The 23940-nt window shown below is 65.1% G+C and carries 22 protein-coding genes and 1 pseudogene; 8 read left to right on the top strand and 15 right to left on the bottom strand.

What is annotated here, in order from left to right; all coding sequences use genetic code 11:
• Together HNS34_RS04440 and HNS34_RS20970 are read left to right on the top strand one after the other, a co-directional pair.
• A complete protein-coding gene (locus tag HNS34_RS04440) occupies window positions 1-573 on the top strand; it encodes a peroxidase-related enzyme (RefSeq protein WP_172318432.1) in 573 nt (190 codons plus the stop codon).
• Entirely contained in the window at window positions 570-1490 is a 921-nt protein-coding gene (locus HNS34_RS20970; protein WP_172318430.1) for an OmpA family protein, read from the top strand. Before HNS34_RS04440 ends, HNS34_RS20970 begins: the two co-directional genes overlap by 4 nt.
• A 101-nt stretch (window positions 1491-1591) precedes the next feature.
• Here HNS34_RS20970 and HNS34_RS04430 read toward each other — a convergent pair whose 3' ends face one another.
• The 3 genes from HNS34_RS04430 to HNS34_RS04420 form a co-directional block, all read right to left on the bottom strand.
• Window positions 1592-2497 (bottom strand): LysR family transcriptional regulator, encoded by a 906-nt coding sequence (locus tag HNS34_RS04430; protein ID WP_172318428.1) that lies wholly within the window; start codon window positions 2495-2497, stop codon window positions 1592-1594.
• Window positions 2498-2789: 292 nt separating this feature from the next.
• Window positions 2790-4823, bottom strand: a complete 2034-nt coding sequence (locus HNS34_RS04425; protein ID WP_172318426.1) for an NADPH-dependent 2,4-dienoyl-CoA reductase — start codon at window positions 4821-4823, stop codon at window positions 2790-2792.
• Window positions 4824-5084: 261 nt separating this feature from the next.
• Window positions 5085-5360 carry a DUF4242 domain-containing protein gene (locus tag HNS34_RS04420; protein WP_172318424.1) on the bottom strand — a complete coding sequence of 92 codons (276 nt, stop codon included), beginning with the start codon at window positions 5358-5360 and terminating at the stop codon, window positions 5085-5087.
• Between the two features lie 150 nt (window positions 5361-5510).
• Between HNS34_RS04420 and HNS34_RS04415 the strand changes: the two genes are divergently transcribed.
• Window positions 5511-6428 (top strand): LysR family transcriptional regulator, encoded by a 918-nt coding sequence (locus HNS34_RS04415; RefSeq protein ID WP_172318422.1) that lies wholly within the window; start codon window positions 5511-5513, stop codon window positions 6426-6428.
• Window positions 6429-6525: 97 nt separating this feature from the next.
• Here the strand turns inward: HNS34_RS04415 and HNS34_RS04410 are convergent, their stop codons facing one another.
• From HNS34_RS04410 to ilvD, 4 genes are all read right to left on the bottom strand, one after another.
• On the bottom strand, window positions 6526-6903 hold the full coding sequence (locus HNS34_RS04410; RefSeq protein ID WP_172318420.1) for a hypothetical protein: 378 nt from the start codon (window positions 6901-6903) through the stop codon (window positions 6526-6528).
• 13 nt (window positions 6904-6916) lie between these two features.
• Window positions 6917-7672, bottom strand: a complete 756-nt coding sequence (locus tag HNS34_RS04405; RefSeq protein WP_172318418.1) for a DUF6478 family protein — start codon at window positions 7670-7672, stop codon at window positions 6917-6919.
• A 57-nt stretch (window positions 7673-7729) separates the two neighbouring features.
• Entirely contained in the window at window positions 7730-8464 is a 735-nt protein-coding gene (locus HNS34_RS04400) for a hypothetical protein (RefSeq protein WP_172318416.1), read from the bottom strand.
• A gap of 193 nt (window positions 8465-8657) precedes the next feature.
• Entirely contained in the window at window positions 8658-10421 is a 1764-nt protein-coding gene (gene ilvD, locus HNS34_RS04395) for a dihydroxy-acid dehydratase (protein WP_172318414.1), read from the bottom strand.
• Between the two features lie 231 nt (window positions 10422-10652).
• Between ilvD and HNS34_RS04390 the strand changes: the two genes are divergently transcribed.
• From HNS34_RS04390 to HNS34_RS04370, 5 genes are all read left to right on the top strand, one after another.
• The gene (locus tag HNS34_RS04390; RefSeq protein WP_172318412.1) at window positions 10653-11540 is read left to right on the top strand and encodes a CPBP family intramembrane glutamic endopeptidase; all 888 of its coding nucleotides are present in this window, start codon (window positions 10653-10655) and stop codon (window positions 11538-11540) included.
• Between the two features lie 69 nt (window positions 11541-11609).
• A complete protein-coding gene (gene accD, locus HNS34_RS04385) occupies window positions 11610-12542 on the top strand; it encodes an acetyl-CoA carboxylase, carboxyltransferase subunit beta (protein ID WP_172318410.1) in 933 nt (310 codons plus the stop codon).
• Window positions 12543-12574: 32 nt separating this feature from the next.
• Complete coding sequence (locus tag HNS34_RS04380) at window positions 12575-13819, top strand: bifunctional folylpolyglutamate synthase/dihydrofolate synthase (RefSeq protein WP_214647430.1); 1245 nt, start codon at window positions 12575-12577, stop codon at window positions 13817-13819.
• A gap of 181 nt (window positions 13820-14000) precedes the next feature.
• The gene (locus tag HNS34_RS04375; protein ID WP_172318406.1) at window positions 14001-14669 is read left to right on the top strand and encodes an urease accessory protein UreH domain-containing protein; all 669 of its coding nucleotides are present in this window, start codon (window positions 14001-14003) and stop codon (window positions 14667-14669) included.
• Window positions 14666-15904 (top strand): MFS transporter, encoded by a 1239-nt coding sequence (locus HNS34_RS04370; protein ID WP_172318404.1) that lies wholly within the window; start codon window positions 14666-14668, stop codon window positions 15902-15904. The genes HNS34_RS04375 and HNS34_RS04370 overlap by 4 nt, the downstream gene beginning before the upstream one ends.
• Window positions 15905-16115: 211 nt before the next feature.
• On the opposite strand, the gene HNS34_RS04365 is transcribed toward HNS34_RS04370, so the two are convergent.
• From HNS34_RS04365 to fghA, 8 genes and pseudogenes are all read right to left on the bottom strand, one after another.
• Window positions 16116-17156 carry a lipocalin-like domain-containing protein gene (locus HNS34_RS04365; RefSeq protein ID WP_172318402.1) on the bottom strand — a complete coding sequence of 347 codons (1041 nt, stop codon included), beginning with the start codon at window positions 17154-17156 and terminating at the stop codon, window positions 16116-16118.
• A complete protein-coding gene (locus HNS34_RS04360) occupies window positions 17146-19542 on the bottom strand; it encodes an FtsX-like permease family protein (RefSeq protein ID WP_172318400.1) in 2397 nt (798 codons plus the stop codon). Before HNS34_RS04360 ends, HNS34_RS04365 begins: the two co-directional genes overlap by 11 nt.
• A gap of 1 nt (window position 19543) precedes the next feature.
• Entirely contained in the window at window positions 19544-20203 is a 660-nt protein-coding gene (locus tag HNS34_RS04355; RefSeq protein WP_172318398.1) for an ABC transporter ATP-binding protein, read from the bottom strand.
• A 77-nt stretch (window positions 20204-20280) separates the two neighbouring features.
• Window positions 20281-20379 (bottom strand): annotated as a pseudogene (locus tag HNS34_RS21080) (metal ABC transporter permease); the annotation flags it as partial.
• Window positions 20380-20394: 15 nt separating this feature from the next.
• A complete protein-coding gene (zapE, locus tag HNS34_RS04350) occupies window positions 20395-21483 on the bottom strand; it encodes a cell division protein ZapE (protein WP_172318396.1) in 1089 nt (362 codons plus the stop codon).
• A 45-nt stretch (window positions 21484-21528) separates the two neighbouring features.
• Window positions 21529-22449, bottom strand: a complete 921-nt coding sequence (locus tag HNS34_RS04345; protein WP_172318394.1) for an alpha/beta fold hydrolase — start codon at window positions 22447-22449, stop codon at window positions 21529-21531.
• Complete coding sequence (locus HNS34_RS04340; RefSeq protein WP_172318392.1) at window positions 22446-23069, bottom strand: HAD family hydrolase; 624 nt, start codon at window positions 23067-23069, stop codon at window positions 22446-22448. Before HNS34_RS04340 ends, HNS34_RS04345 begins: the two co-directional genes overlap by 4 nt.
• A complete protein-coding gene (gene fghA, locus HNS34_RS04335; RefSeq protein WP_172318390.1) occupies window positions 23066-23905 on the bottom strand; it encodes an S-formylglutathione hydrolase in 840 nt (279 codons plus the stop codon). The genes HNS34_RS04340 and fghA overlap by 4 nt, the downstream gene beginning before the upstream one ends.
• Window positions 23906-23940 lie beyond the last annotated feature (35 nt).

Below are 23940 nucleotides of genomic sequence, written 5' to 3'. Positions count from 1 at the left end.
ATGAAACCCGACCCCAACGCCACCGCGCTGGACCTGCCGCCGATGGACCCGCTGCCCGAGCGGACGCAGAAATACTTCGACATCTGCGCCGAGAAACTGGGCCTCATCCCCAACGTGCTGGCCGCCTATGCCTTCGACGAGGCCAAGCTGAACGCCTTTACGGGCATCTATAACGACCTGATGTTGGGTGACAGCAACCTGACCAAGCTGGAACGCGAGATGATCGCGGTCGCGGTCTCCTCGGTCAATCGCTGCTTCTACTGCCTTGTCGCCCACGGCCAGGCGGTGCGCGAATTGTCCGGCGACCCGGCCCTGGGCGAGGCGCTGGTGATGAATTACCGCGTCGCGCCGCTCGATGCGCGCCAGCGCGCCATGCTGGATTTCGCGGTGCAGATGACGGAGGCCAGCTACCGCATCGAGGAACCCGACCGCCAGCGCCTGCGCGATCACGGGTTTTCCGACCGCGACATCTGGGACATTGCCGCCGTGGCCTCGTTCTTCAACATGACCAACCGCATGGCCTCGGCCGTCGATATGCGCCCCAATGCGGAATACCACGGCCAGAACCGGTGATCCGCGCCGCCCTCATATCGCTGCTGGCGCTCGCCACGCCCGCCGCCGCGCTGGAGCTGGAGCTTCCCGGCGCTGCCGAGTTGGCGCATGAGGAGGTGGAGACCGCGACCACCTATAGCCTGCCGGTCTCGCCCTGGCTCGGCTCCAGCGCCGATATGCTGGTGGTCGAAGGTGCGCTGTCCCGCTCGGTCTGGCAGGTGCAGGATTACGCGGGCAGTGCGGCACGGCTCATGGCGCTTCTGCGGGACCAGTTGGAGGCGCAAGGGTATGAGGCCATCTTCGCCTGCGACACGGTGCTGTGTGGCGGGTTTGATTTCCGCTTCGCGATGGACGTGACGCCGGAACCCGCGATGCATGTCGACCTGGGCGAATATTCCTACCTCGTGGCCGAGGCCAGGATTGGCGAGGGCACCGAGTATATCGGCCTGCTGACCTCACGCGGGGGCAGTCGCGGCTATGTCCACATGGTGCGGATCAGCCCCGCCGACATGGCCGATCTCGACGTCGGCGTCTCGACCCGCTCGCCCGCCGGGGACGAGATCGCGGGCCTGCATGACCGCCTCGACCGGGTCGGTGCCGCGACGCTGGCCGATCTGCAATTCGACACCGGGTCGGCCACCCTCTCGGATCGTGACTATCCGTCGCTGGAAGACCTTGCCGCCTATCTCGCCGACCACCCCGACACCCGCGTGGTTCTGGTCGGCCATACCGATGCCGAGGGGTCGCTGGAAGGCAATATCGCCCTCAGCCGCGCGCGCGCGGTCGCGGTGCGCGAACACCTGATCGACAGCCTGGGGACGGAACCCGCCCAACTGGCCGCCGAGGGCGTGGGATACCTGGCCCCGCGCGCCAACAACGCCAGCGACGAGGGCCGCCAGCGCAACCGCCGGGTCGAGGTTGTCATCGTCGCGCGATGATCCCCTTGACGAAAAAAACGCCGCCCAGGATATGAGCGGCGCTGAAAGGTGCCCCGCGGGACGGACGCGCGCGGGGTTGGCATGAACTCAGGTCTCGGATGTTACCACTCGTCGGGGCCCTTTTCGCGGAACTTGTCGACGAGGAAATCAATGAAGGCGCGCACTTTCGGTTGCGTGTAGCGCCCCGGCGGATAGACGGCATAGATGCCCTGCGTCTCCATCGGCAGATCGGGGATCGCATCCTCCAGCAGCCCGTTGCGCACATAATCGGCATAGAGGAAGGACGGCAGATAGGCGATGCCAAGCCCGCCCACGGCGGCGTTGAGCAACGATTGCCCGTCATTCACGGTCAGCGACCCGGCGGTGCGCACCTGGCGCTTCTCGCCCGAGGGTGCGGTGATCTTCCACACATTGCCCGCGGCCTGGTTGGAATAATGCAGCAGCTTGTGATCGTTCAGATCGTCGATCTTCTGGGGTCGGCCGAATTTCTTGAAATAATCCGGGCTCGCGATCATCCGCTTGGTGGTCTCGGTCAGCTTGCGGGCGCGCAGGGAACTGTCCTCCAGCTCACCCACCCGGATGGCCATGTCGAAGCCTTCGGAAATCAACTCCACGTAGCGGTTGTTCAGCACCATGTTGACAGTGATATCGGGATATTCATGCAGGAACCCGCCCAGGATTGGCGACAGGTGATTGACCCCGAAATCGGTCGCGACGGATACCCGCAACATCCCCGAGGGCGCGCTTTGCATGGCGGTGACCAGCGCGTCGGCCTCGCCCGCGTCATTCAGCACCCTTCGCGCGCGGTCGTAATAGGCAAGCCCGATCTCGGTCGGGCTGACGCGGCGCGTGGTGCGGTTGAGCAGGCGCGCCCCAAGCCGGGTTTCAAGGCTCGAGACATGCTTGGACACCGCCGACTTGGAGATGCCCATCTTTCTGGCCGCGTCCGTGAAGCCGCCCTGGTCCACAACCGTGGCGAAGGCTTCCATTTCTGTCAGACGGTCCATTCGTTCACCTGTTCACTTGAGTAACTTCAGCAACAGGTATCGTTTCCAAATGCGGCGCGATTACGGAGCGCGGCGGGCCAAACACGGGTATTACGGCGGATCGTTAATGGCGGGGACACCATGATTGTGGCGAAACCCGATACAGTCCGACCGCCACGGCAGGATTGTCCACAAAGAGCTCCGCCCATCTTCTTTGTTCTGAAAATATCCTGGGGAGCGCGAGGGGCAACGCCCCTCGCATCGGTCGGATTGCGCAGCAATTCGAACCCGAAAGCCGCGCACCGGCCAGAGGTTACAGAACCGCCGCCAGATGCGCGCCCTGGTTGATCGCCCGCTTGGCATCCAGTTCCGCCGCCACGTCCGCGCCGCCGATGACATGGGCCTCGATCCCCGCCGCCTCCAACTCGTCGGCCAGGCTGCGGTTCGAGACCTGCCCGGCACAGAGCACGATGGTATCGGCCTCGATCAGCGTCGGGTTCTCGCGCGCCTCGCCAAGGCTGATATGCAGGCCCTTTTCGTCGATGCGCTCGTAATTCACACCGGCGGCCATCTCGACCTGTTTCATCTTCAGCGCGGCGCGATGGATCCAGCCCGTGGTCTTGCCCAACCGCTTGCCGGGCTTCTCGTTCTTCCTTTGCAACAACGTCACTTGCCGCGCGGGCGCTTCGGGCCGCGGGCCTTCGGGCGCGACGCCGCCGCGATCCCGGGCCGGGTCGCTGACGCCCCATTCGGTCTTCCACAAGGTCAAGTCCTCGGTCGGGCTCTCGCCTTCATGCACCAGGAACTCGGCGACATCGAAGCCGATCCCGCCCGCGCCGATCACGGCCACGCGCTTGCCCACCGGGGCCTTGTGCAGCAGCACATCGACGTAAGACAGGACATTCGGCCCGTCCTGCCCCGGAATCTGCGGATCGCGCGGGGTGACGCCGGTGGCGATCACCACCTCGTCGAAACCGCGAAGATCCTCGACCCCCGGCGCAACACCAAGCCGCAAGGTAATCCCCGCCGTCTCGACCATGCGCGCATACCAATCGACGAGGCCGATGAACTCCTCCTTGCCGGGGATGGCCTTGGCCATGTTGAGCTGCCCGCCGATCTGGTCGGCCTTGTCGAAGATCGTCACCCGATGCCCCCTCTCCGCCGCGATGATGCCGGTCGACAGCCCCGCCGCGCCTGCGCCGATAATGGCGATGGATTTGGGGGTTTCGGTCGGCGCATAGGTCAGCACCGTTTCATGGCAAGCGCGCGGATTGACCAGGCACGAGGTCAGCTTGCCGCTGAATGTGTGATCCAGGCAGGCCTGGTTGCAGGCGATGCAGGGCGCGATCTGGTCCGCGCGCCCCTCGGCCGCCTTGTTGACGAAATCGGCATCCGCCAGGAAGGGCCGCGCCATCGAGACCATGTCGGCGCAGCCGTCCGCCAGAACCTCCTCGGCCACATCGGGCATGTTGATCCGGTTCGAGGTGATGACCGGTATCCCCACCTTGCCCATCAGCTTTTTCGTGACCCAGGCAAAGGCCTTGCGCGGGACGGATGTGGCGATGGTCGGCACCCGCGCCTCGTGCCAGCCGATGCCGGTATTGATGATCGTGGCCCCGGCCTTCTCGACCTCCTGCGCCAGCTGCACGACTTCGGCGTGGGTCGAGCCTTCCGGGATCAGGTCGATCATGGACAGGCGATAGATCAAGATGAACTCCGGCCCCACCGCCTCGCGCACGCGGCGCACGACCTCGATGGGCAGGCGGATGCGGTTCTCATAGCTGCCGCCCCACCGGTCGGTGCGCTTGTTGGTATGCGTCACGATGAACTGGTTGAGGAAATAGCCCTCCGACCCCATCACCTCGACCCCGTCATAGCCTGCCTCCTGCGCACGGGTGGCCGCGGTGACAATATCGGCGATCTGCTTCTCGATCCCCTCCTCGTCCAACTCCTTCGGCGGAAAGGGCGAGATCGGGGATTTCACCGGCGAGGGCGCGACGCAATCGGGCGAATAGGCATAGCGCCCCGCATGCAGGATCTGCATCGCGATCTTGCCGCCCGCTTCATGCACCGCATCCGTGATCACCCGGTGGTTCTCGATATCCTGCGGGGTGTACAGCCCCGCCGCCCCCGGAAACACACCACCCTCGGCATTGGGGGCCATGCCGCCCGTCACGATCAGCGCCACACCCCCGCGCGCACGCTCGGCATAGAACTCGGCCACGCGGGGCCAGTCCTTGGTTTCCTCCAGGCCCGTGTGCATCGAGCCCATCAGAACCCGGTTCCTGAGCGTGGTGAAGCCGAGATCGAGCGGGGCCAGAAGATGCGGATAGAGGCTATGTGACATGGCGGTCTCCCAATTTCGCGCCAAGATGACGCGAGGGGCGCGGCTTGTCACGCAGAACGCGGCGTCAGAGGGGTGGGGTGTTGGTGTGATGTCGTGGGGATAGCGGGTCCAAAGCGATCAAGGAAAACCGCCCGAACCCTCGCAGACCAGCGACAGCCGGTAGGAATGGTGAACTACCTGCCTGCAGGACTTCAGGTCGTGCCGAGAAATCCCGACGACCATTGATAAACGGTCGCCGGTATTCTTGATGCCAACTGAGATTCAGTTGTTGGCGGTCAACGGATCAATGATCTGAGAAATCTTGGTGACCTTGGATACGGGGATTCCGCTCAGCTCCGCATGCCTGCTGATTTCTTCCTCACTCTTGGCAAGGTAGACGCAGAAGGTTTTTTCTCCTGCGACATAGGAGTGCTGCCACTGAATGCCAGGGCCGATGGTCTCCAGTGCCTGGTTTGACGCCCGGGCGGCACCGCAAAGTTCGGTCAGGGAAAACTCGCCGATGCCAGGGATGTCGCGTTCGATGATATAACGGTCCATTTACTGATTTCCTTTGATGCTTCAAATGCTGTCGTTCCATGACTCTGCATGGCCATCGGCCAATCTCAAAACTCAATTTTCTTTATACCGGTAAAGGTTTTTTACAATAATCAGCTTTGATATTTTGCGAGCTAAAGGTATTCTTTACTTATGGTCGCCTTAACGCATCTCAGATCCTTACAGGCCGTCGAGCTCGCCATCCGAAAGGGGTCGTTGAAGGCTGCGGCGGACACGCTTGGTATCACACCTGCAGCCGTCGGGCAGCGTGTCAGAACGCTTGAAGACTACCTGGGGTCCGATCTCTTGTTGAGAGGGCGTTCGGGATTGCAACCGACGCCGCAGCTTGAACACGCTCTTGCTGACTTGCAGATGGCGTTTGCCGCACTCGAACGGGTGACAGATGCGCTCGACTTCCAACGTGTCAGCGAAATACAGATGGTCGCAGACCCGGATTGGGCCGAACTCTGGCTGGCACCGCGTATCGGCGCCTTCCGTGCCGAACATCCAAACATCCTGTTCTGCATAAACGGGGCTGGAGATGTCCCTTTGAGGTTGGGTGCGCCCGATATACGTATCGACTACGGAGAAGGCGCTGGCGAGCCCCTGTTTACCGACGTCTTGTTGCCCGTAACCGGCCCCGACAATCCGCGCCGTATTGCAGATTGGGACCCGGTCCTGCAGATGGAGGGGATGCCGCTACTGCACCTCAAAGGACAGCGGGATAGCATTAATCACCCTGGATGGGTCGAGTGGTTTCAGAGGTTTGGCCATCGCGAACGTGGCCCGGATCGCGGGGTCCATTATCCAAATGCCCGGGTCGCGTTGGAGGCGGTGCGCCAGAACGTGGGATTTCTGGTGTGCGGCTTGTCTCTGGTCTTGAACGATCTGGAAGACGGAACCATCGTCCACCCGTTCCCGGTGTCCCAACACCTTGCAGCGCCGCATCCCTACAGGCTCAAGCTTCGTCCTGATGCTGCAAAGAGACCCCAGGTACAAAGGTTTGCCGCATGGCTACGCAGCATGGCCAGCGAGACACGCAGTGAAATCCAGCGATTGGGTAGCCTGTAGGTCAGACAGGGCCATCAACAGATATTGGTCCGGACTGCATTATGCCCCTTCTCGGCAAGGTCGGAGCCTACACAGGACCTCCCCCATCACCGATCCGTCAATCCGCCCCCGTCTCCACGCAATGCCGCCGGAACGCGCGCTTCAACAGCTCCAGCTCCTCCCGCAATTGCACGATCTCGGCGCGGATGTCGTGTTCCAGCGGCTCACCGGCCAGGATCGTGATGCGGTCCAGCACCTCGTTGTCAGCGGCGCTGCGCAAGTTCACCGTCTGCACCCCGTCCGACAGGACCGAGGTGGGCAGGTCGAGCCCCACCAGGTGATGGCCCGGATGGCTCTCCATCTCGCTGACCTCGACGCCGCCCAAGACGCGGTCCAGATGCACCGCCTCGATCACCGGCGGCGTGCCGGAACAGGCCAGCACGCCCTCGTAGCGGCCAGCGGTCAGGCGGGTGCGGGTCAGGGTGATCTCGGCCATCTCGTGCCCTCCTTCAGATATCGGCGCGCGGGGCGCGGGTCAGGGTCAGGTCGCGCAGAAGGACCTGGTTCATGCCGGGATTGTCAAAGATCAGGTCGATCCAGATCTTCTCGACCCGCTTTTCGTTGATGTTGGAATAGGCCAGGTCGAACTCGGCCAGCCCGCGGGTCTCGACGAACTCCACCTGCCGCACGATCTGTTCCGTATTCGGCCCGTGCTGCACGTTGAGCCGCGCATAGACCTCGATCGGGTTTTCCCGCGCCATGTCGCAGCGCAGGGTGATGAAATGGTTGCGGGTCAACTGCCGGATCGCCGGATCGGGCAAGGTCAGCACCAGCGACAGGAACGAGCCGTCGAAGCGGTAGACATCCACCTGCGTGGCATAGCCCGCCGCATCCTCGGGCCGGGCGTTGCGGATCTGGCGCAGGCAGATCTCGGACTGCGCGCAATCGTGAAACAGCGTCACATTGTCCGACAGCTTGTGGGGGCTGTCCGCCGCCACGGTGCCGACGGTCCCGCAAGGCTCGCACCAGGGTGCGGGCCGCCAGGCCCAATCGCATTGGTCGGGGCGCAGGATGCCGCTTTGCGGATCGGGGATCAGCGCCGCCTCGGCAGCATTGGTCAGCTTGTCCAGCCGCACCCGCAAGGCCCGCGCCGTGGCGGTCAGGTCGACCAGTTCCTCGGCGTTCATCCCAGGCACCCTATCGGCCAGCGCGGTCCATTTCCGGATCGACCTGCGCAGCATCCGCTTTTCGATGAACCCGCTCATTCCCGTCATGCCCCCGTTACGGCCCCGTACCCTGGCCGGGTTTATCCCGCCCTTTCGTTAACGCCCCATTATTCTCCGAAACAATCCGACATTCCAGAGTGTTCCGGCGCCGCGCTGCCGTGGGGCCGGAGGCTCCGCCACTTCCGCTGCTGCGGGCAGGGCCTCGACCGGGTCGGCGACGGCCACGGAATTCGCGTCAATCACCGCGTTCGTATAGTCCTGCAACGTGGCCAGCGCCGCCTCGCTTTCGATCGGCGTCTCGATGGTTTCGAGCACCGTCAGCGTGGCGATCCGGTTGCCAACATCGAGGTAGGAGCGCCAGTATTCCGCGCTCACATCCTCGACCTCCCCGGCGCTGCTGTCGCGTGCGCGCAGGAAATAGATGTCACCCTGGTGAAAGCTGTCGAGGATCTCGACCGTCCCGGCATCGCCGTTGCGGCTCAGCAATTCGCGGCCCTCCTCGGACTGAAAGAACTGGTCCAGTTCGGGGATCGTCTCGCGCAAGCTCTGCGGCGGGTCGGGTTGCGAGACCGAGGCCGTCAGAACCGCCGGAACCTCCGGTTGCGCTTCGGACCGGCGGTTGGCAATGACGGCGCAATTGCCAAGCAGGACAAAGGCCGTGGCACCCCGGTCATTGGTCGAGCTTGGGTCGACACAGAAGCCCTGCGGCCCGGTGATGATGACCTGGTCGGTTGTGACGGCTACCTCGCGCGCGGGCGGCGGGCCCGGATCGGGGCGCAGGCCACGCAGAGGCCCCGCGCCGCCGCAGGCCGTGAGAAGCAGAGTGGACACAAGCGCAATCCGTGCCATCGGCGACCCGCGGGGTGGCGATCCGCCGGTGGTATTGACCAATTTATGCCTGCCAAGTCCGAACCTCCTCGGAGCGCAGGGCAAACCTCCCAGTATCGCCGCCCCGTGCGGGCGGGTCGGCGATGGCGCGGCGGCCTGCGGCCTTATTCCGCGCCGCGGCACCAATGAACCGCTTCTAGAGGTCCATATAGACATGCCGCTCCTCTTTGGCGCCGGGATGGGTGACCGCCCCATAGCGCGCCGACCCCACAAGCTGCGCGTATTTCCACAATGCGCCCGAGGCATAGTTGGTCTCTTTCGGCCCGGTCCACTCCGCCTTGCGGGCCTCAAGCTCCTCGGCCGTCAGATCGACCGACAGCTCGCCCGTCTGCGCGTTGATCGTGATCACGTCGCCGTTTCGCAGCAGCGCGATCGGCCCGCCATGCGCCGCTTCCGGCCCGACATGGCCGACGCAGAAGCCGCGCGTGGCACCCGAGAACCGCCCATCGGTGATCAGCGCCACCTTCTTGCCCATGCCCTGACCGGACAGCGCCGCCGTGGTCGCCAGCATCTCGCGCATGCCGGGGCCACCTGCCGGACCCTCGTTGCGGATGACGATGACCTCGCCCTCCTCGTAGGTGCGCGCCTTGACGGCGGCAAAGGCCTCCTCTTCGCTTTCAAAAACCCGTGCGGGGCCGCTAAAGACCTGCTGTTCGGCGCTCATGCCCGCGACCTTGACGATGGCCCCGTCGGGCGCAAGGTTGCCTTTCAGGCCGACAACCCCGCCGGTCCTGGTCAGCGGTGTCTCGATGGGATAGATCACGCGGCCATCGGCCTCGCGCTCGACCCGGTCCAGCTCCTCGCCCATTTCTCTGCCGCTCGCAGTCATGCAATCCTCGTGCATCAGCCCCGCCTTGCGCAATTCCTTCATCACGACCGGCACGCCGCCCGCCTCGTAAAGGTCTTTCGCCACATATTGCCCGCCCGGTTTCAGATCGACGAAATAGGGCGTTTCGCGGAAGATGTCGCAGACATCCTCGAGGAAAAAGTCGATCCCCGCCTCATGTGCCATCGCGGGCAGGTGCAGACCGGCATTGGTCGAGCCACCGGTGCAGGCCACGACGCGCGCCGCGTTCTCGAACGCCTTGCGGGTGCAGATGTCGCGGGCGCGGATGTTGCGCTCGATGAGGTTCATGACGGCGGCCCCCGACGCCGCCCCGTATTCGGCGCGCGATTCAAACGGCGCGGGCATGCCGGAAGAGTTGAACAGCGCCAGCCCGATCGCCTCTGAGACGCAGGCCATGGTGTTGGCGGTGAACTGCCCGCCACAGGCCCCGGCGGAGGGGCAGGCGACCCGCTCCAGCACCGCCAACTGCGCTTCAGAGACATCGCCCGCCTGGTAGCGGCCCACCGCCTCGAACATGTCCTGCACGGTCAGATCGCGGGTGGCGAAATCTTCCGGCACATCCGCACCCTCCGGCACCTTGCCCGGCAGGATCGAGCCGCCATAGAGGAACACCGAGGGCGTATTCAGCCGGATCATCGCCATCATCATCCCCGGCAGGGACTTGTCGCAGCCCGCAAGCCCCACCAGCGCGTCATAGCAATGGCCGCGCATGGTCAGCTCGACCGTGTCGGCGATCGCCTCGCGGCTGGCCAGGGACGACCGCATCCCCTCATGCCCCATGGCGATCCCGTCGGTGACGGTGATGGTGGTGAACTCGCGCGGGGTGCCGCCTGCGCCCAGCACGCCGGTCTTGACCGATTGCGCCTGCCAGTTGAGCGCGATGTTGCAGGGCGCGGCCTCGTTCCAGCAGGTGGCGACGCCGACAAAGGGCTGGTCGATCTGTTCCTCGGTCAGATCCATCGCGTAGAAATACGACCGGTGCGGTGCGCGTTCGGGGCCCTCGGTGACATGGCGGCTTGGCAGGCGGGACTTGTCGGTCTTGTTCTTCAGCATCGGTGTGGCTCCTCGGGTCGCATTTCGTGGCTCGGTCGAGGAATAGAACGCGAGGCAAACCCGCACAAGCGTGATTGCCGCCCCGGCGCGGGCAGGTTACAGCACTTTGCGTTTCATCTGAAAACAGACATATCGCAATGCGGGTTCGACCGTAGGGAGAGGCAGCGCATTTCGATTCAATTCAAACGCAAAGTGCTTTAGGCTGACAAAAAAGAACAGGCATTCGAGCTGATGACCACAAAAGCGCATGACGCATTCATCGCCCCGGCGCGGGCGCGGCCTCAGCTTTGGCGGCTGATCGTCGGGCTGATCCTTGTCGGGGTCACGTCCATCGCCTGGTTCTTCACCGTGGTGGGGGTGATCTACCTTGTGTCGGGCAGCGGCGGCCCGGAATGGGTGGCGCGGATGGCTCGCGCCGATACGCCCACATCGACGCTGCTGGTGCTGTCGATGCTTTTCGGGCTCGGTCTCGGCGCGATGCTGGCGGCGCGGCTCCTGCACGGGCGCGGCCCCGACACGCTTCTTGGCCGCCGCCGCCGGGTGATCCGCCATTTCGCCTGGGCCACCGGGGTCTGCGCCGCCGTCCTCATCGTCTCGACCCTCATCCCCTATGGCTACCAGCCCCTTCCCGGCCTTGACCTCAACCTGTGGCTGTCCTTCCTGCCGCTCGCCCTGGTGGCGATCCTGTTCCAATCCGGGGCCGAGGAGCTCCTCTTTAGGGGCTACATCCAGCAGCAGCTTGCCGCCCGGTTCAACAGCCCCCTGATCTGGATGCTGATCCCCTCGCTCCTCTTCGGGGCGGCCCATTTCGACCCCAACAATCCGCCGGTCCTGGCCTGGCTGATTGTGGCGGCGGCGGGCGTCTTCGGCCTCTGCGCCGCCGACCTGACGGCGCGCACCGGCTCCATCGGGGCCGCCTGGGGCTTTCACTTCGCCAACAATGTCGCGGCGATCCTGATCGTGGCGCTGAATGGCAACCTCTCGGGCCTGGCGCTCTATGTGACGCCCTTCGGGCCCCAGGACGTCGAAATTCTGCAACCGCTGATCCTGCGCGACATCGCCACGACCGTGGTGATCTACGCCGCGATCAGGATGGCCCTTTCGCGCCGCGCTGCCTAAGCGTCAATTGCATTTCCCGGCATCGCGCCTTATCTGGACCAAACGACCAAAGGAAGCGTCAGGCAGACCATGAACTGGATCACCAATTACGTCCGCCCCCGGATCAATTCGCTGTTCTCGCGCCGCGAGGTGCCCGAGAACCTGTGGACCAAATGCGACGAATGCGGCTCGATGCTGTTCCACCGGGAACTGTCCGAGAACCTGAACGTCTGCACCAATTGCGACCACCACATGGCCCTGACCCCGCGTGACCGGTTCACCGCGCTTTTCGACAATGGTGTCTTCTCCGAGGTGCAGGTTCCCGTCCCCGTCGCCGACCCGCTGCATTTCCGCGACCAGAAAAAATATCCCGACCGGATGCGCGCCGCCCAGCGCAACACCGGCGAGGCCGAGGCCATGCTGGTCGCAGAGGGTGAGGTCGGGCGCACCCGCATTGTCGCCGCGGCGCAGGATTTCAGCTTCATGGGCGGCTCCATGGGGATGTTCGTCGGCAACGCCATCATCGCCGCCGCCGAGCGCGCGGTCGAGCGCAAGCTGCCGCTGGTCCTCTTCTCCGCCGCCGGTGGCGCCCGGATGCAGGAGGGGATCCTGTCGCTGATGCAGATGCCCCGCGCCACGGTTGCGATCCAGATGCTGCGCGAGGCGGGCCTGCCCTACATCGTCGTGCTGACCCACCCGACCACGGGTGGCGTCACCGCCTCCTACGCGATGCTCGGCGATGTGCAGATCGCCGAACCCAATGCGCTGATCTGCTTCGCCGGTCCCCGCGTCATCGAACAGACCATCCGCGAGACCCTGCCCGAGGGCTTCCAGCGCTCCGAATACCTGCTGGATCACGGCATGCTGGACCGGGTGACTCACCGCAAGGACATGAAGGACGAGCTTGTCTCGATCCTGCGGATGCTGACCCATCAACCGCCCCCGGTGCGCGGCGACCTGCCCGCGCCCGAGGATGAGGCGGCGGCGATTGTCCCTCCGAAAGACGCGGCTGAGACCCCGTGACCGAGGCGCGCTCCGACATCCTCCTTGACCGGATGATGACGCTTCACCCCAAGATCATCGACCTGACGCTGGACCGGATGCACCGGCTTCTGGCCCAGCTGGATCATCCCGAACGCCGCCTGCCGCCGGTCATCCATGCCGCCGGGACCAATGGCAAGGGCTCGACGCTCGCCATGATCCGCGCCGGGCTGGAGGGCGCGGGCCACAGCACCCATGTCTACACCTCGCCGCACCTGGCCCGGTTTCACGAACGCATCCGGCTGGCCGGTGAGGTGATCGACGAGGACGTGCTCAGCGATTTCCTCGATGAATGTCTGGCCGCGAACGGGCCCGACAGCATCACCTATTTCGAGATCACGACCTGCGCCGCGTTTCTGGCCTTCGAGCGCATCAAGGCCGATTTCACCTTGCTGGAGACGGGTTTGGGCGGTCGGCTGGACGCCACCAACGTGGTCGATCAGCCGCGCCTGACGGTGATCACCCGCATCGACCTGGACCATGAGCAATATCTGGGCGACACCATCGCCCGCATCGCCTTCGAGAAGGCCGGGATCCTCAAGCGCGGCGTGCCCTGCGTGGTCGGCCCGCAGCATGACGACGCGATGCAGGTGATCGAGGCGCAGGCGGCCCGCCTTGGCGTGCCGCTGATCGCGCAAGGCCAGCACTGGCATGTCTGGGAAGAACGCGGGCGGCTGGTCTACCAGGACGAAACCGGTTTGCTTGACCTGCCGATGCCGATCCTCGTCGGCGCGCACCAGGTCCAGAACGCGGGCACCGCCATCGCCGCCCTGCGCCACCTGGGCAAGGACGAGGCGGCCTGCGAGGCGGCGCTCACCAACGCGGTCTGGCCCGCCCGGATGCAGCGCCTCAAGGCCGGCCCGCTGGTCGATCTGGCCGAGGCAGCGGGGTCCGAGCTCTGGCTCGATGGCGGTCACAACCCGGCGGCGGCGGCGGCAGTCGTCGAATCGCTCTCGCGCCTGCCGCCGCGCCCGACACATATGATCTGCGGGATGCTGAACACCAAGGACACGGGCGGCTTCATGCGCCCCCTGGCCGGTGTCGCCGAAAGCCTGCACGCCGTCTCGATCCCCGGTATCTCCGCGACGCTCACGGCGGAGGAAACCGTCGCCCACGCCCGCGCCGCGGGGCTTGACGCCGAACCCGCCGAGGATGTCGCCAGCGCCCTGCGCGCGATCCTGTCCAAATCCCCCGGCGCACGGGTGCTGATCTGCGGCTCGCTCTACCTCGCGGGGGTGGTCCTGCAATCCAACCGGTAGGGCGGGGTTTACCCTGCGATACGGCTGTCACATGGATGGGCGACCGCCATGGGCCGGTTTGCGTCCGAACTGAGAAAACTCTTCGATGCAGCCAAGGTCAGTTCACGGAAGAGTTGCTTGACCTTCCTGCGGACGGAAGGTCTAGCATCGCGCTCCGAGTTCAACGAATTTCAAGGCGCCTATGGAGATCACCTATCAGACGCTGCTGCTTGCATTCGGCCTCGGGCTACTCGGTTTTGTCGAACCCTGCACCATCGGCGCGCATATGCTGTTTCTGGGCGGCCAGAGAACCCGCCCGATGGGTCAACGGATCAGCGCGGCTTTGATCTTTCTACTGGCGCGACTCGTCGTGATGGGCGGGTTTGGCGGCTTGATCGTCGTGCTGGGCCAGCGCCTCATCGACGTTCAAACCGGCGCGTGGCTGGCGTTTGGCGCGATTTATCTGGGCCTCGGGTTTGCGATCCTCGCGGGGTGGGACAAGATGATGCGCCACCGCATCGGGTTGGCGCCCGAAAGATGGAAGGTCGCCTCCAACCCGCTGCTTCAGGGGTTGGCCTTCGGCCTGAACATTCCCGCCTGCGCCGCGCCGGTCCTTTTCGGGCTTATCGGCACCGCGACCGTCAGCGGCTCGGCCACGACCGGTTTCCTGATGATGGCGGTCTTTGCCCTGGCACTGTCGCTTCCACTCCTGCCGCTCTCCATCGCGCCCGGCCTTGCCCGGCCCCTTGACCGGCTTGCGGACTGGTTGCGGCCACGTCGCTGGCTGCTGGGCATGATCTTTGTCGGGCTGGGTGTCTGGTCGGTCTGGTTTGGCCTCTTCGTGGACCCCGTGGACTGGAGCGGGACGTGACCCCCCGCCGCCGCTTCTGGCACGTCGCGGGCGCGGGCACCGCATTCCAGGCCGGTTCGGCGGCGGTGGACAGTGCAACGGTCATGTCGGCGCTGGTCTTCCAACTGACCGGCAGCGCTGTCGCCGTGGGGGCCGTTTCCACGATCCTGCGCCTCGGCTGGCTCTTGCCGCAACTCTTCGTCGGCTATTTTGCCGGTCGCGGTGCGTCCTCCATGCCGTTCTATGTCCTGGGCGCGTTTGGACGAACGGCGGCCATTGCCCTGCTCGCGATCGCCCTCTGGGTCGGCGCAAATCTCGGCTGGAGCTACGCCGCGCTCGGTGCGGTGACACTTGTGCTGTGGGTGCTTTATGCGTTCCTCAGCGGGATCGTCGGCGTTCCCTACAACGACATCGTCGCCCGGTCGGTTCCGTCTGACCGGCGGAGCCGGATGCTTTCAATCCGCTTCTTCGGGGGAGGGGTCGTTGCCCTTCTTGTCGCCGCGCTGGCGGATAATCTGCTCCGGACGCTCGATTTCCCGATCTCCTATGCCGCGGTGCTTGGGATTGCGGCGTGCCTGATGTTGCTCTCGTCCTTCATCTTCACCGCGATGGGTGAGCCCGCACAGACGACGCCCGCCAAAGCGGCGGCAAGCTTCACCGCCTATCTGCGAGAGGGGGCCGTGACGTTTCGGGACGATCCGGTGTTCCGCCGCTTCGTCTTTGCGCAATGGTGCGGCGGCGCGGTTCTCATTGCCGCTCCGTTCTTCATCGTCGCGGCCAACGGGCTTGGGGTGGGTCTGGAGAACGTGGCGCTTCTGCTCGGTGCCCAGACCGCAGGCGCGCTTGCGGGAAATCCGCTATGGGGCTGGTGGGGCGACAGCCGGGGCAAGTTGAGCCTGATGCGCGGGATCGCCATTGCCCGCACGGCCCCGCCGATCGCGCTTCTCGCTCTTCTGCTGCTGCCCGTGCCGCCGGAGGCAGCCATGCCGATCCTGCTGGCCGTATTCTTCGGTCTCGGCGCATTGGCGAACGGCCTGACGATTGCGGTCATCGGATTGCTGATGGAAATATCGCCGGACGACCGGCGCCCCGCCTATAGCGGGTATTTCAACGCGCTGACGGCACCTGCGTTCGTTCTGCCGCTTGTCGGGGGTTTCGCCGTCGCCGCCCTGGGGACATGGATCGTATTCGCAGCCGCGCTCGCTGCCGCGCTCGGTCAGATCGCGTTCCTTCTGCGCATCGACGTCGGGGAATGAAGAAGATCGACAGGGCCGCTCGGCTATCGGGATGAAAAGCGGGCCCACGGCCAGTTTCTGGAAATTCCGGGGCAGCAAACAGGCGAGGCGATCCGCGAGCTTCTCCCGTCACGCCCAGCGCACAACTCCCGCCCCTTGCCCTCATCTCTGTGCGCAAATCGGTATGAACGGGGGGTGCATCGAGGGGTGTACGCAGGGTGCACGGCGCTTTTCAGTAGCCCGTCATCTCCAGATAGCCCCGCCCTTCGTGGCTGCCGCTGAAGGAAATCGGCCCCTCCCAATAGGCGAAACTCAGGTCCATCCAGGCCCCGGGGTTGAGCGGCGTGGTCACGATATCCACCCCCCTCTCCGGCAGTTCAACGCGCCAGGAAACCGGCACCTCGCGCCCCGCAATCTCGGCCCATTCCAGCGCCTCCATCCGCAGTTCCCCATCGCCATAAGGCGTCACCGTGCCATCGGGGTCTATCCATGTGGCAGAGGTGAAAACAGTCTCTAAACCACGTAAACCGAACCCCATCAGCCGCGCACCATCGACGAATTGCAGCGAGAACCAGTCCCAACCTTCCTGGTCCGCCGCTAAGGGCTGCGAGGACCATTCCCGGTCCAGCCAGCCATTGCCGGTGACCTCCACATCCCCCTCCGGCAAGGTCAGGGTTCCGGTGACGCGGTAGAAGGGCTGCGAGTAGTAATGGCTCGCCTGCCCCTGCGGCGATTTCACCGAATAGCCGTCCTGCCCATGAAAGATGATCGGCCCGTCGGCGGTCAGGTCGAGGTCATAGGAAAAATCCATCCCCCGCGCGAAGAGGGAAAGCTGTTGCAAATCAAGCCCTTCCCCCCGCATCTCCCAATCGTCGATGAAGGCCGTGAAGGGCTCCGCCACCACCCCCGCCTGCCCGATTCCGCCCCGCGCGAAGCGCTCGGAACGGTAATGCGTCTCCGCTGTCGTCAGCCCCGCATGGCCCAGATAAACCTGGCCCCCGTCCCATCCCTCAGCCTCCTCCGGGCGCAGGGCGGACCGGAACAGCGTCCATTGCACGCCGAACGCGCGCCCATCCTCGGCCTCCAGCGTGGCGGTCAGATACCACCATTCGATGCGGAAATCGGGGTGTGCGCCGTGGTCCTGCGGGAAGGTGATGTCATAATCCGGGTCGGGGATGGAAAACCCCTGCGCCTCGGTGCCCAGGCCCGCAAACCCCTGTGTTAGAGCCTGATTTGCCCAGAAGATTGCCAGCAGAAAGACCCTAACGTTCATTGGAGAACACCTTTAGCAATTGCGCCGGCGGAAGCCGCAGCAACCGCAATGCAGGCAATGCCGCCGCGATGGTCGAGGACAGCATCGCATAGCCCAGAAGCCGCGCGTAGTCGGCGGGGAACAGCGTCATTGGCAACCGCCAGCCGAACGCCTCCACGTTGACGATGGCGAGCAGCACCCAGGCCAGCGCCAGCCCCACCGGCAGCGCGATGACCCAGGTGACGGCGACGATGCCAAGCGTCCGGATCAGCTCGGTCCGCGCCAACCGCGCCCGCGTCTGCCCAAGCGCCCAGATCGGCGCGACCTGCGGCAGGCGCATGTTTGCAAGGGTCAGAAGGCTCGCCAACAAGGCAAACCCGGCCACCGCAAGGGTCAGGACATTGAGCGCGCCGGTCACGCGGAAAGTCTGGTCGAAGACACGCAGGGCCACCGCCTTCTGGCTGGCCTGGTCACGGATATGGCCCTGCGGCAGATCAAAGCGCGCCAACACCGATTGCCGCAGCGCCTCCACATCCGCATCCCCGGTGCGAAAGGCGGATCGGGTCTGGTCCGTGTCGGGAAAGGTCTGCTCCAGCAGGTCGAGCGAAATCATGGCCTGCCCGTTCGGGTTGCCGTAATCGGAGTAGATCGCAGCAACCGGGAGTGTCAGATCAGGATGCAGCGTCACGCGGTCGCCCAGATCCAGCCCAGACCGGCGCGCGAGTTGTTCGTTGATCAGCAGCCCAGTGTCGTCCGCGAGCCTATCCCATGGGTCGGTAACAGTCTCTAACAAAGGCCAATACTCGCGATAGGTGTCATCGTCCACGATGCCGAAGACGGTTGCGGGCAGCCCGTCGATCCGGGTCTCGGCCATGGCAATCGGCAGGACGGAAGCCACCTGGGGCGCGAGGAAGTCGCGGATTGCGTCGGCCTGATACTCGTCCTGCGCAGTGATGTAGAGCTCCGACACAAGCCTCTGATCCAGCCAGCCTGCGAAGGTCAGCCGGAACGAGCCGACCATTGTGGAGACACCGATATTGGCGGCCAGCGCCAGCAGCAGCGCCATCAAAGCCAATGACAGGCCGGGCAGCAATTGCCGCGTGTCTGCCAGCACCCATTCGCCATAGGCGGAGCGGATCGGGCGTTCTGCAATGCGCAGGACCACGACGACCACACCGGGCAGAAGCAACGCCGCCCCGATCAGCAGCGCCCCGAGGCTGAGGAACCCGATGGCCAGCGATCCGCCGATCCCCGCCAGAGCCGCGCTGATCACCAGCAGGACCGCGCCCACCCCGGCCTGCCGCCGCGTCGCGCGGGCCGAGCGCATCGACCACGCTCGCGGTTGCGCCGGGGCCAGAAGCGGCATGGTGATGAGGTGCCAGAAGGATTGCGCCGACGAGACCCAGGTGCCAAGCACCGCGATGGCAAGCCCGAGGAGGGCCCAGACCGGTCGGAAGGCCAGTGTGCCGCTGATCTGTGCGCCGTAGAGATTATGCAGCGTTCCCGCGACATCCGGCAGCAGCGCCGCCGCGATCACATAGCCAAGGATCACGCCCGCGCTGCCTGCGACCAGCGCGATCAGCGTGACCTCGAAGGCGAGTGCGGTAATCAGCCGGCTGAACGGCACGCCGATGGCGCGCAGGGTGCGGAACACCGGCCGCCGCTGCTCGAACGCAAGTCCTATGGAGGCGTGAACGATGAAGAGGCCGACCGCGAAGGAAAGAAAGCCGAAGGCCGTCAGGTTGAGGTGAAAGCTGTCGGTCAGGCGCGAGAGATCCTGCTCGCCAGCCGGGGCTTCCCGCCGGAGATCGGTGAGAGTCGAGAGGGGCGGCAGACCGTCGGGTTGCGTGGGCACCAGGGTGAGGAAGGAGAGGGTGTTCCGCTCCAGCAGCCGCGCGGCGGTGCCGATATCGGTCAGCATCAGGCCGGGGGCAATGGCGTCAGAGGTGATGATAGCGGGGAAATCGGGGGGCGCCGCCGGGGCGCTATCAGGGGCGACGAAGACCAGACCGGGGCGCCCGAGGAAGGCGGGCGCATCGGCGGTGGTTTCAAACGCGCCTTGGGGTATCGCACCCGTTGGCGCGGTCAGGGGATCGACCCCGATGACCCGCCATGTGGTGCCGGAGAGGGCAAGCTCGCCCTCCATCACCGGAGACACCAGCCAGCCCGCGCGGCGCAGGGAAACATAGTCTGCAACAGGGATTTCGGCCCCGTCGGGAGAGATCAGCCGTTCGCCCTGTCCGGCCCCGAGCGTGCTGGCGGCGCGGGCGTAGCTCTGCCGCGCCTCCTCGTTGATCGCCTGCACCCCGGACCAGAGCGCGGTGGCCAGCGCGAGACCCAGAACAAGCGTCGCCAATTGGCCGGGGTGGCGGCGCCAGTGCGAGAAAAGCGTCTCTAATACGGGCATATCAGCGGGTTTCCAACAGGCCGTGACGCAGGTGGACGCGGCGCGCGAAGCCTTCCGCCAACCGCCGCGAGTGGGTCGCCATGACCAGCGCCGCGCCCGTTTCGGTGACCAGTTCGTGCATCAAGGCCATGACCGCGTCGCCGGTTGCCTCATCCAGGTTTCCGGTCGGCTCATCGGCCAGCACAAGGCGGGGACCGGCAACCAGGGTGCGCCCGATGGCGACGCGCTGTTGCTGGCCACCCGACAGCTGTTCGGGATAGCGATGCTCCAACCCGGCCAGGCCAAGCCGGTCAGTCAGGCGCGCCACGCGCTCGGGGTCGTGCCTGCCCGCCAGCCGCGCCTGAAGCGCCAGGTTCTGCGCCACGGTCAGGGACGGAACCAGGTTGAATTGCTGGAACACCAGCCCGATGCGGCTGCGGCGGACCTTGGCCCGATCGGCGTCGGAAAGGGACAAGAGGTCCTGCCCCTCGAAGGTGATCTTTCCGCCCTGCGCATCATCCAGCCCCGCCATCAGGTGCAGAAGGGTCGATTTGCCCGAGCCGCTTTCGCCGGTCAGGGCGAGGGTGTCGCCTTCCTTCACGCTCAAGGACACGCCACGCAAGACCGGGACCGGACCGTCGGCGGTGTCGAAGCATTTTTCGAGGGATGTGATGTCCAGCACGGGGGGGGATGCTCGCCTTTGCGGATATGCGTGTAAGGTCGGTCGATCGGCCTCGGTGTCAAGTTGACCGCGACGGGGCGCGACATGCAAGGCTGGATCAGACCGGACACCGTGGCGATCATCCCCGCCGCGCTGACCGAATCCCGTGCGCCTAGCCTGAGCCGGCCATAATCTGCCCGGCGAAGGATCGCCTAGTCTTTCGCCCAATCCGCGCTCTGCATCTCGCGCAGGCGCGATGCGGTGCGTTCGAACTCGAAACTGCCGGTGCCCTTGTCATAGAGCCGTTCCGGCGTCTCCTCGGCCGAGATGATAAGCTGCGTCTTGGCCTCGTAGAGCGCGTCGATCAGGGTGACGAAACGCTTGGCCTCGTTGAAGCGGGACTTGTCCAGTTTCGGTACGTTTTCCAGCACCAGCAGCTTTACCGCACCGGCCAGCGCGAGGTAATCGGCGGGGCCGAGCGGACGGCCACAGAGATCGTCGAACCCGATCCGTGCCATCCCGGCCCAGTAGTTCGGCAGATGCACCTCGCGTTTCTTGATCTCCAGCACCAATTCCTCGCTCTTGCCGCCCGTCAAATCCGTCCAGATCTCGTCAATCGCGGCCTTCGCGGCATCGTCTGCGGGGTGGAAATAGGTCTGCGCACCCGAAAGGCGATCCTGCCGGTAGTCGGTCAGGGCCGTGATTTCATGCACTGTCAGCGTCTCGTTCAAGAGCTCGATGAAGGGCAGGAAAAGCTGCCGGTTGAGACCATCCTTGTAAAGGTCATCCGGCGGGCGGTTCGAGGTTGCAACCACGACCACCCCGGCCTGAAACAGCATCTCGAACAGGCGCCCGACGATCATCGCGTCGGTGATGTCGGTGATCTGCATCTCGTCGAAGCACAGCAGGCGCAGGTTCCTGGCCACCGCATCGGCGACAGGCTTCAGCGCATCATCCACCCCGGTCTTGCGCGCCTCATGCAGGCCGGACTGAATCTCCTGCATGAAAGCGTGGAAATGCACCCGGCGTTTCTCGGCAATCCCGGCATGGGCATAGAACAGGTCCATCAGCATCGACTTGCCGCGCCCGACGCCGCCCCACAGGTAGACGCCGCGAATACCCTCGGGGATGGTCGGTTTGAAGAAGCGGCCAAGCAGGCCCTTGGGCGGCGCGACGGGGCGGTCCTCCAGCGTCTCGCGCAGCTCTTCCAGCACCAGCAGAACCTCGCGCTGGCCGGGATCGGGGCGCAGAAGCCCCTCGGCCACGCGGGTGTCGTAGATTGCCTGAAGATGCTGTCCCATGCCGGTCTTGGTAACGCGAAGCGCGGGGGCCGCGCCACCGGAATTCTAGAGATTATCCTCGATCGCCTCGGCGACACTGGCGGGATGCGTGTAGGGAAGCCCGTGGTCGGCCCCCTCAAGCTCGACCTGCATCGCCTTGCGGTTGACCTGCGCCAGACGACCCATGGCCGAGATCGGGATCGCGCCATCCTCGGTCCCCCAGATCGCCAGCACCGGCAGCCCCGCCGCGGCGATGGCGCGATGGGTGGCGGATTGATCCTCCGCCAGGATACCGCGGGCCGAGGAGAGCATGGCCGCCAGCGTGCCGGATTTCCCGACCTCCTGGCACATCCTGGCCACGATGTCGCGCGCGGCAGGGTCGGTATAGGGCGGATCGGCATAGGTCGAGAGGAAGACGCGCGCGCCGAACACCTCTTGCAGCCAGTCGCCCAGAAGGGGGGCCTTGCGGGTGAAATTGGCCAGCGGGCTGATGTTGAACTCCAACCCTGCCGGGGCCAGCAGTACCAGCGCCTCGACCCTCTCGGGGCTGCGCGCGGCAAAGGCCGAGGCAATCGCGCCGCCCATGGAGTAGCCCATCAGGGTAATCTTGCCGGTGATCCCCTCGGCCTCTAGCAACTGGTCCAGATGGCACAGGAAGAACCCGGCGTTCTGGCGGCCCATGACACGATCCGAATGGCCGCGCCCGAAATGGTCATAGGTGATGACGCGGTAGCCCATGTCGGTGAGGTAGGGCAGGAGCGGATCGAACACATAGGACGGGGTCGAAAGGCCGTGAATACAGACCATGACCGGGCCATCCTCGGGGCCGTGGCGGGTGACATGGGTGGTGCCCATCCTGAGCGGCACCAGGTCGCCCGGCACCTGATCGCGGAACTCCTGCACGCCGGGGCGACGGAACCTGGCCAGCATGTAGGTGCCGCCAAAGAAGATCAGCAGGAGGATGACGATAACCAAAACCCCGGTCATGCGCGCGCCTCCGCCTCGGTCAGCAGCCCCTCGGACACCAGCCGCGCGGCCCATGCCTCCGGTCCGTCGAAAAGATGTGTCTGCCAGCCGCGTGTTTCGGCGGCCTCGATATTCTCGGCGCGATCATCAGTGAACAGCAGGTGCTTGGGCGCAAGGCCGCTGTCGGTTTCGACATGGGCGTAGATCGCAGGGTCCGGCTTGGACAGGCGCAGGTGGCCCGAGATATAGGGACGGTCGAAATCGCGCAGGAACGGGTAATGCGCCTGCGCCAGGGCAAAGCTCTCGACTCCGAAATTCGACAGGGCAAAGACGGGGATGTCCTTGGCCTGAAGCGCGCGCATCAGGTGCAGGGAGTGCGGAATGACCGGCGTGGCAAGCTCCAGCCAGCGGTCATGCCACATGCGGATCTCGTCTCGATATTCGGGGTAGCCCTCGGCGGTCTCGTAGATCACGTCACGGAACCCCTGCCCCAGATCGACGCGGTCATTCATGCCATGCAGATCGACCGCTGCGAACATGGCGCGGCGGCGATCCTCGCCGATTTCGGCATCGTAGAACCGTTCCGGCTGCCATTCGATCAACACGTTGCCGATATCGAGAACAACCGCGCGGATGGTCATTCGGCCACCCCGTAAAGCGCCTCGGCATGAAAGTTGATGTGATCTTCCATGAAGGTCGAGATGAAGAAATAGCTGTGATCGTAGCCCGGTTGCAGGCGCAGCGTGGCGTGTTGGCGGCGTGCGGCGATGGCTTGCGCCAGGGCCTCGGTCTTGAGAAGGTCGCCGAACTGGTCCGCCGTGCCGGTGTCGATCAGAACGGGTCCGGGAAAGCCCGCCTGCCGCATCAGGTGGGTGGCGTCATGGGCGGCCCAATCGGCCTCATCCCCCGCCAGATAGGCGGCGAACTGCTTGCGGCCCCAATCGCTGTCGGTCGGGTTGCAGATGGGTGCGAAGGCCGAGACGCTGGCAAAACGGTCGGGCAGCGTCATGGCGATGGTCAGCGCGCCATGCCCGCCCATGGAATGCCCGGTGATGGCCTGGCGGCCCTCATCCAGCGCAAAATGCCCGAAGACGGCGGCGGGCAGATCCTCGGTGATGTAGTCCCACATCTGGAAATGCTCGGCCCAGGGGTCTTGCGTGGCGTTGATGTAGAAGCCCGCGCCCTGCCCCAGATCATAGGCCTCGTCATCCGGCACGCCGTCGCCGCGCGGGCTGGTGTCGGGGAAAACCAGCGCGATGCCCTGTTCGGCGGCCCAAAGTTGCGCGCCTGCCTTCACCATGGCGTTCTCATGCGTGCAGGTCAGGCCCGACAGGAACCACAGGACCGGTACGGGCAGGTCCGCGGCCTCCTGCGGCAGGAACAGGCCAAAGGTCATGTCGGTCCCGGTGGCCTTGCTGGCATGGCGATAGACGCCCTGGGTGCCGCCGAATGCGCGGTTCTCGGACAGGGTTTCCATGGGATGGGCCTCCTTCATAGCGGTTTAGCCAATGG

Source organism: Alterinioella nitratireducens, from assembly GCF_013155465.1.
Classification (GTDB): Bacteria; Pseudomonadota; Alphaproteobacteria; order Rhodobacterales; family Rhodobacteraceae; genus Alterinioella; species Alterinioella nitratireducens.
Note: the sequence above shows the minus strand (reverse complement) of the source record. Positions and strands in the feature narration are given on the sequence as shown.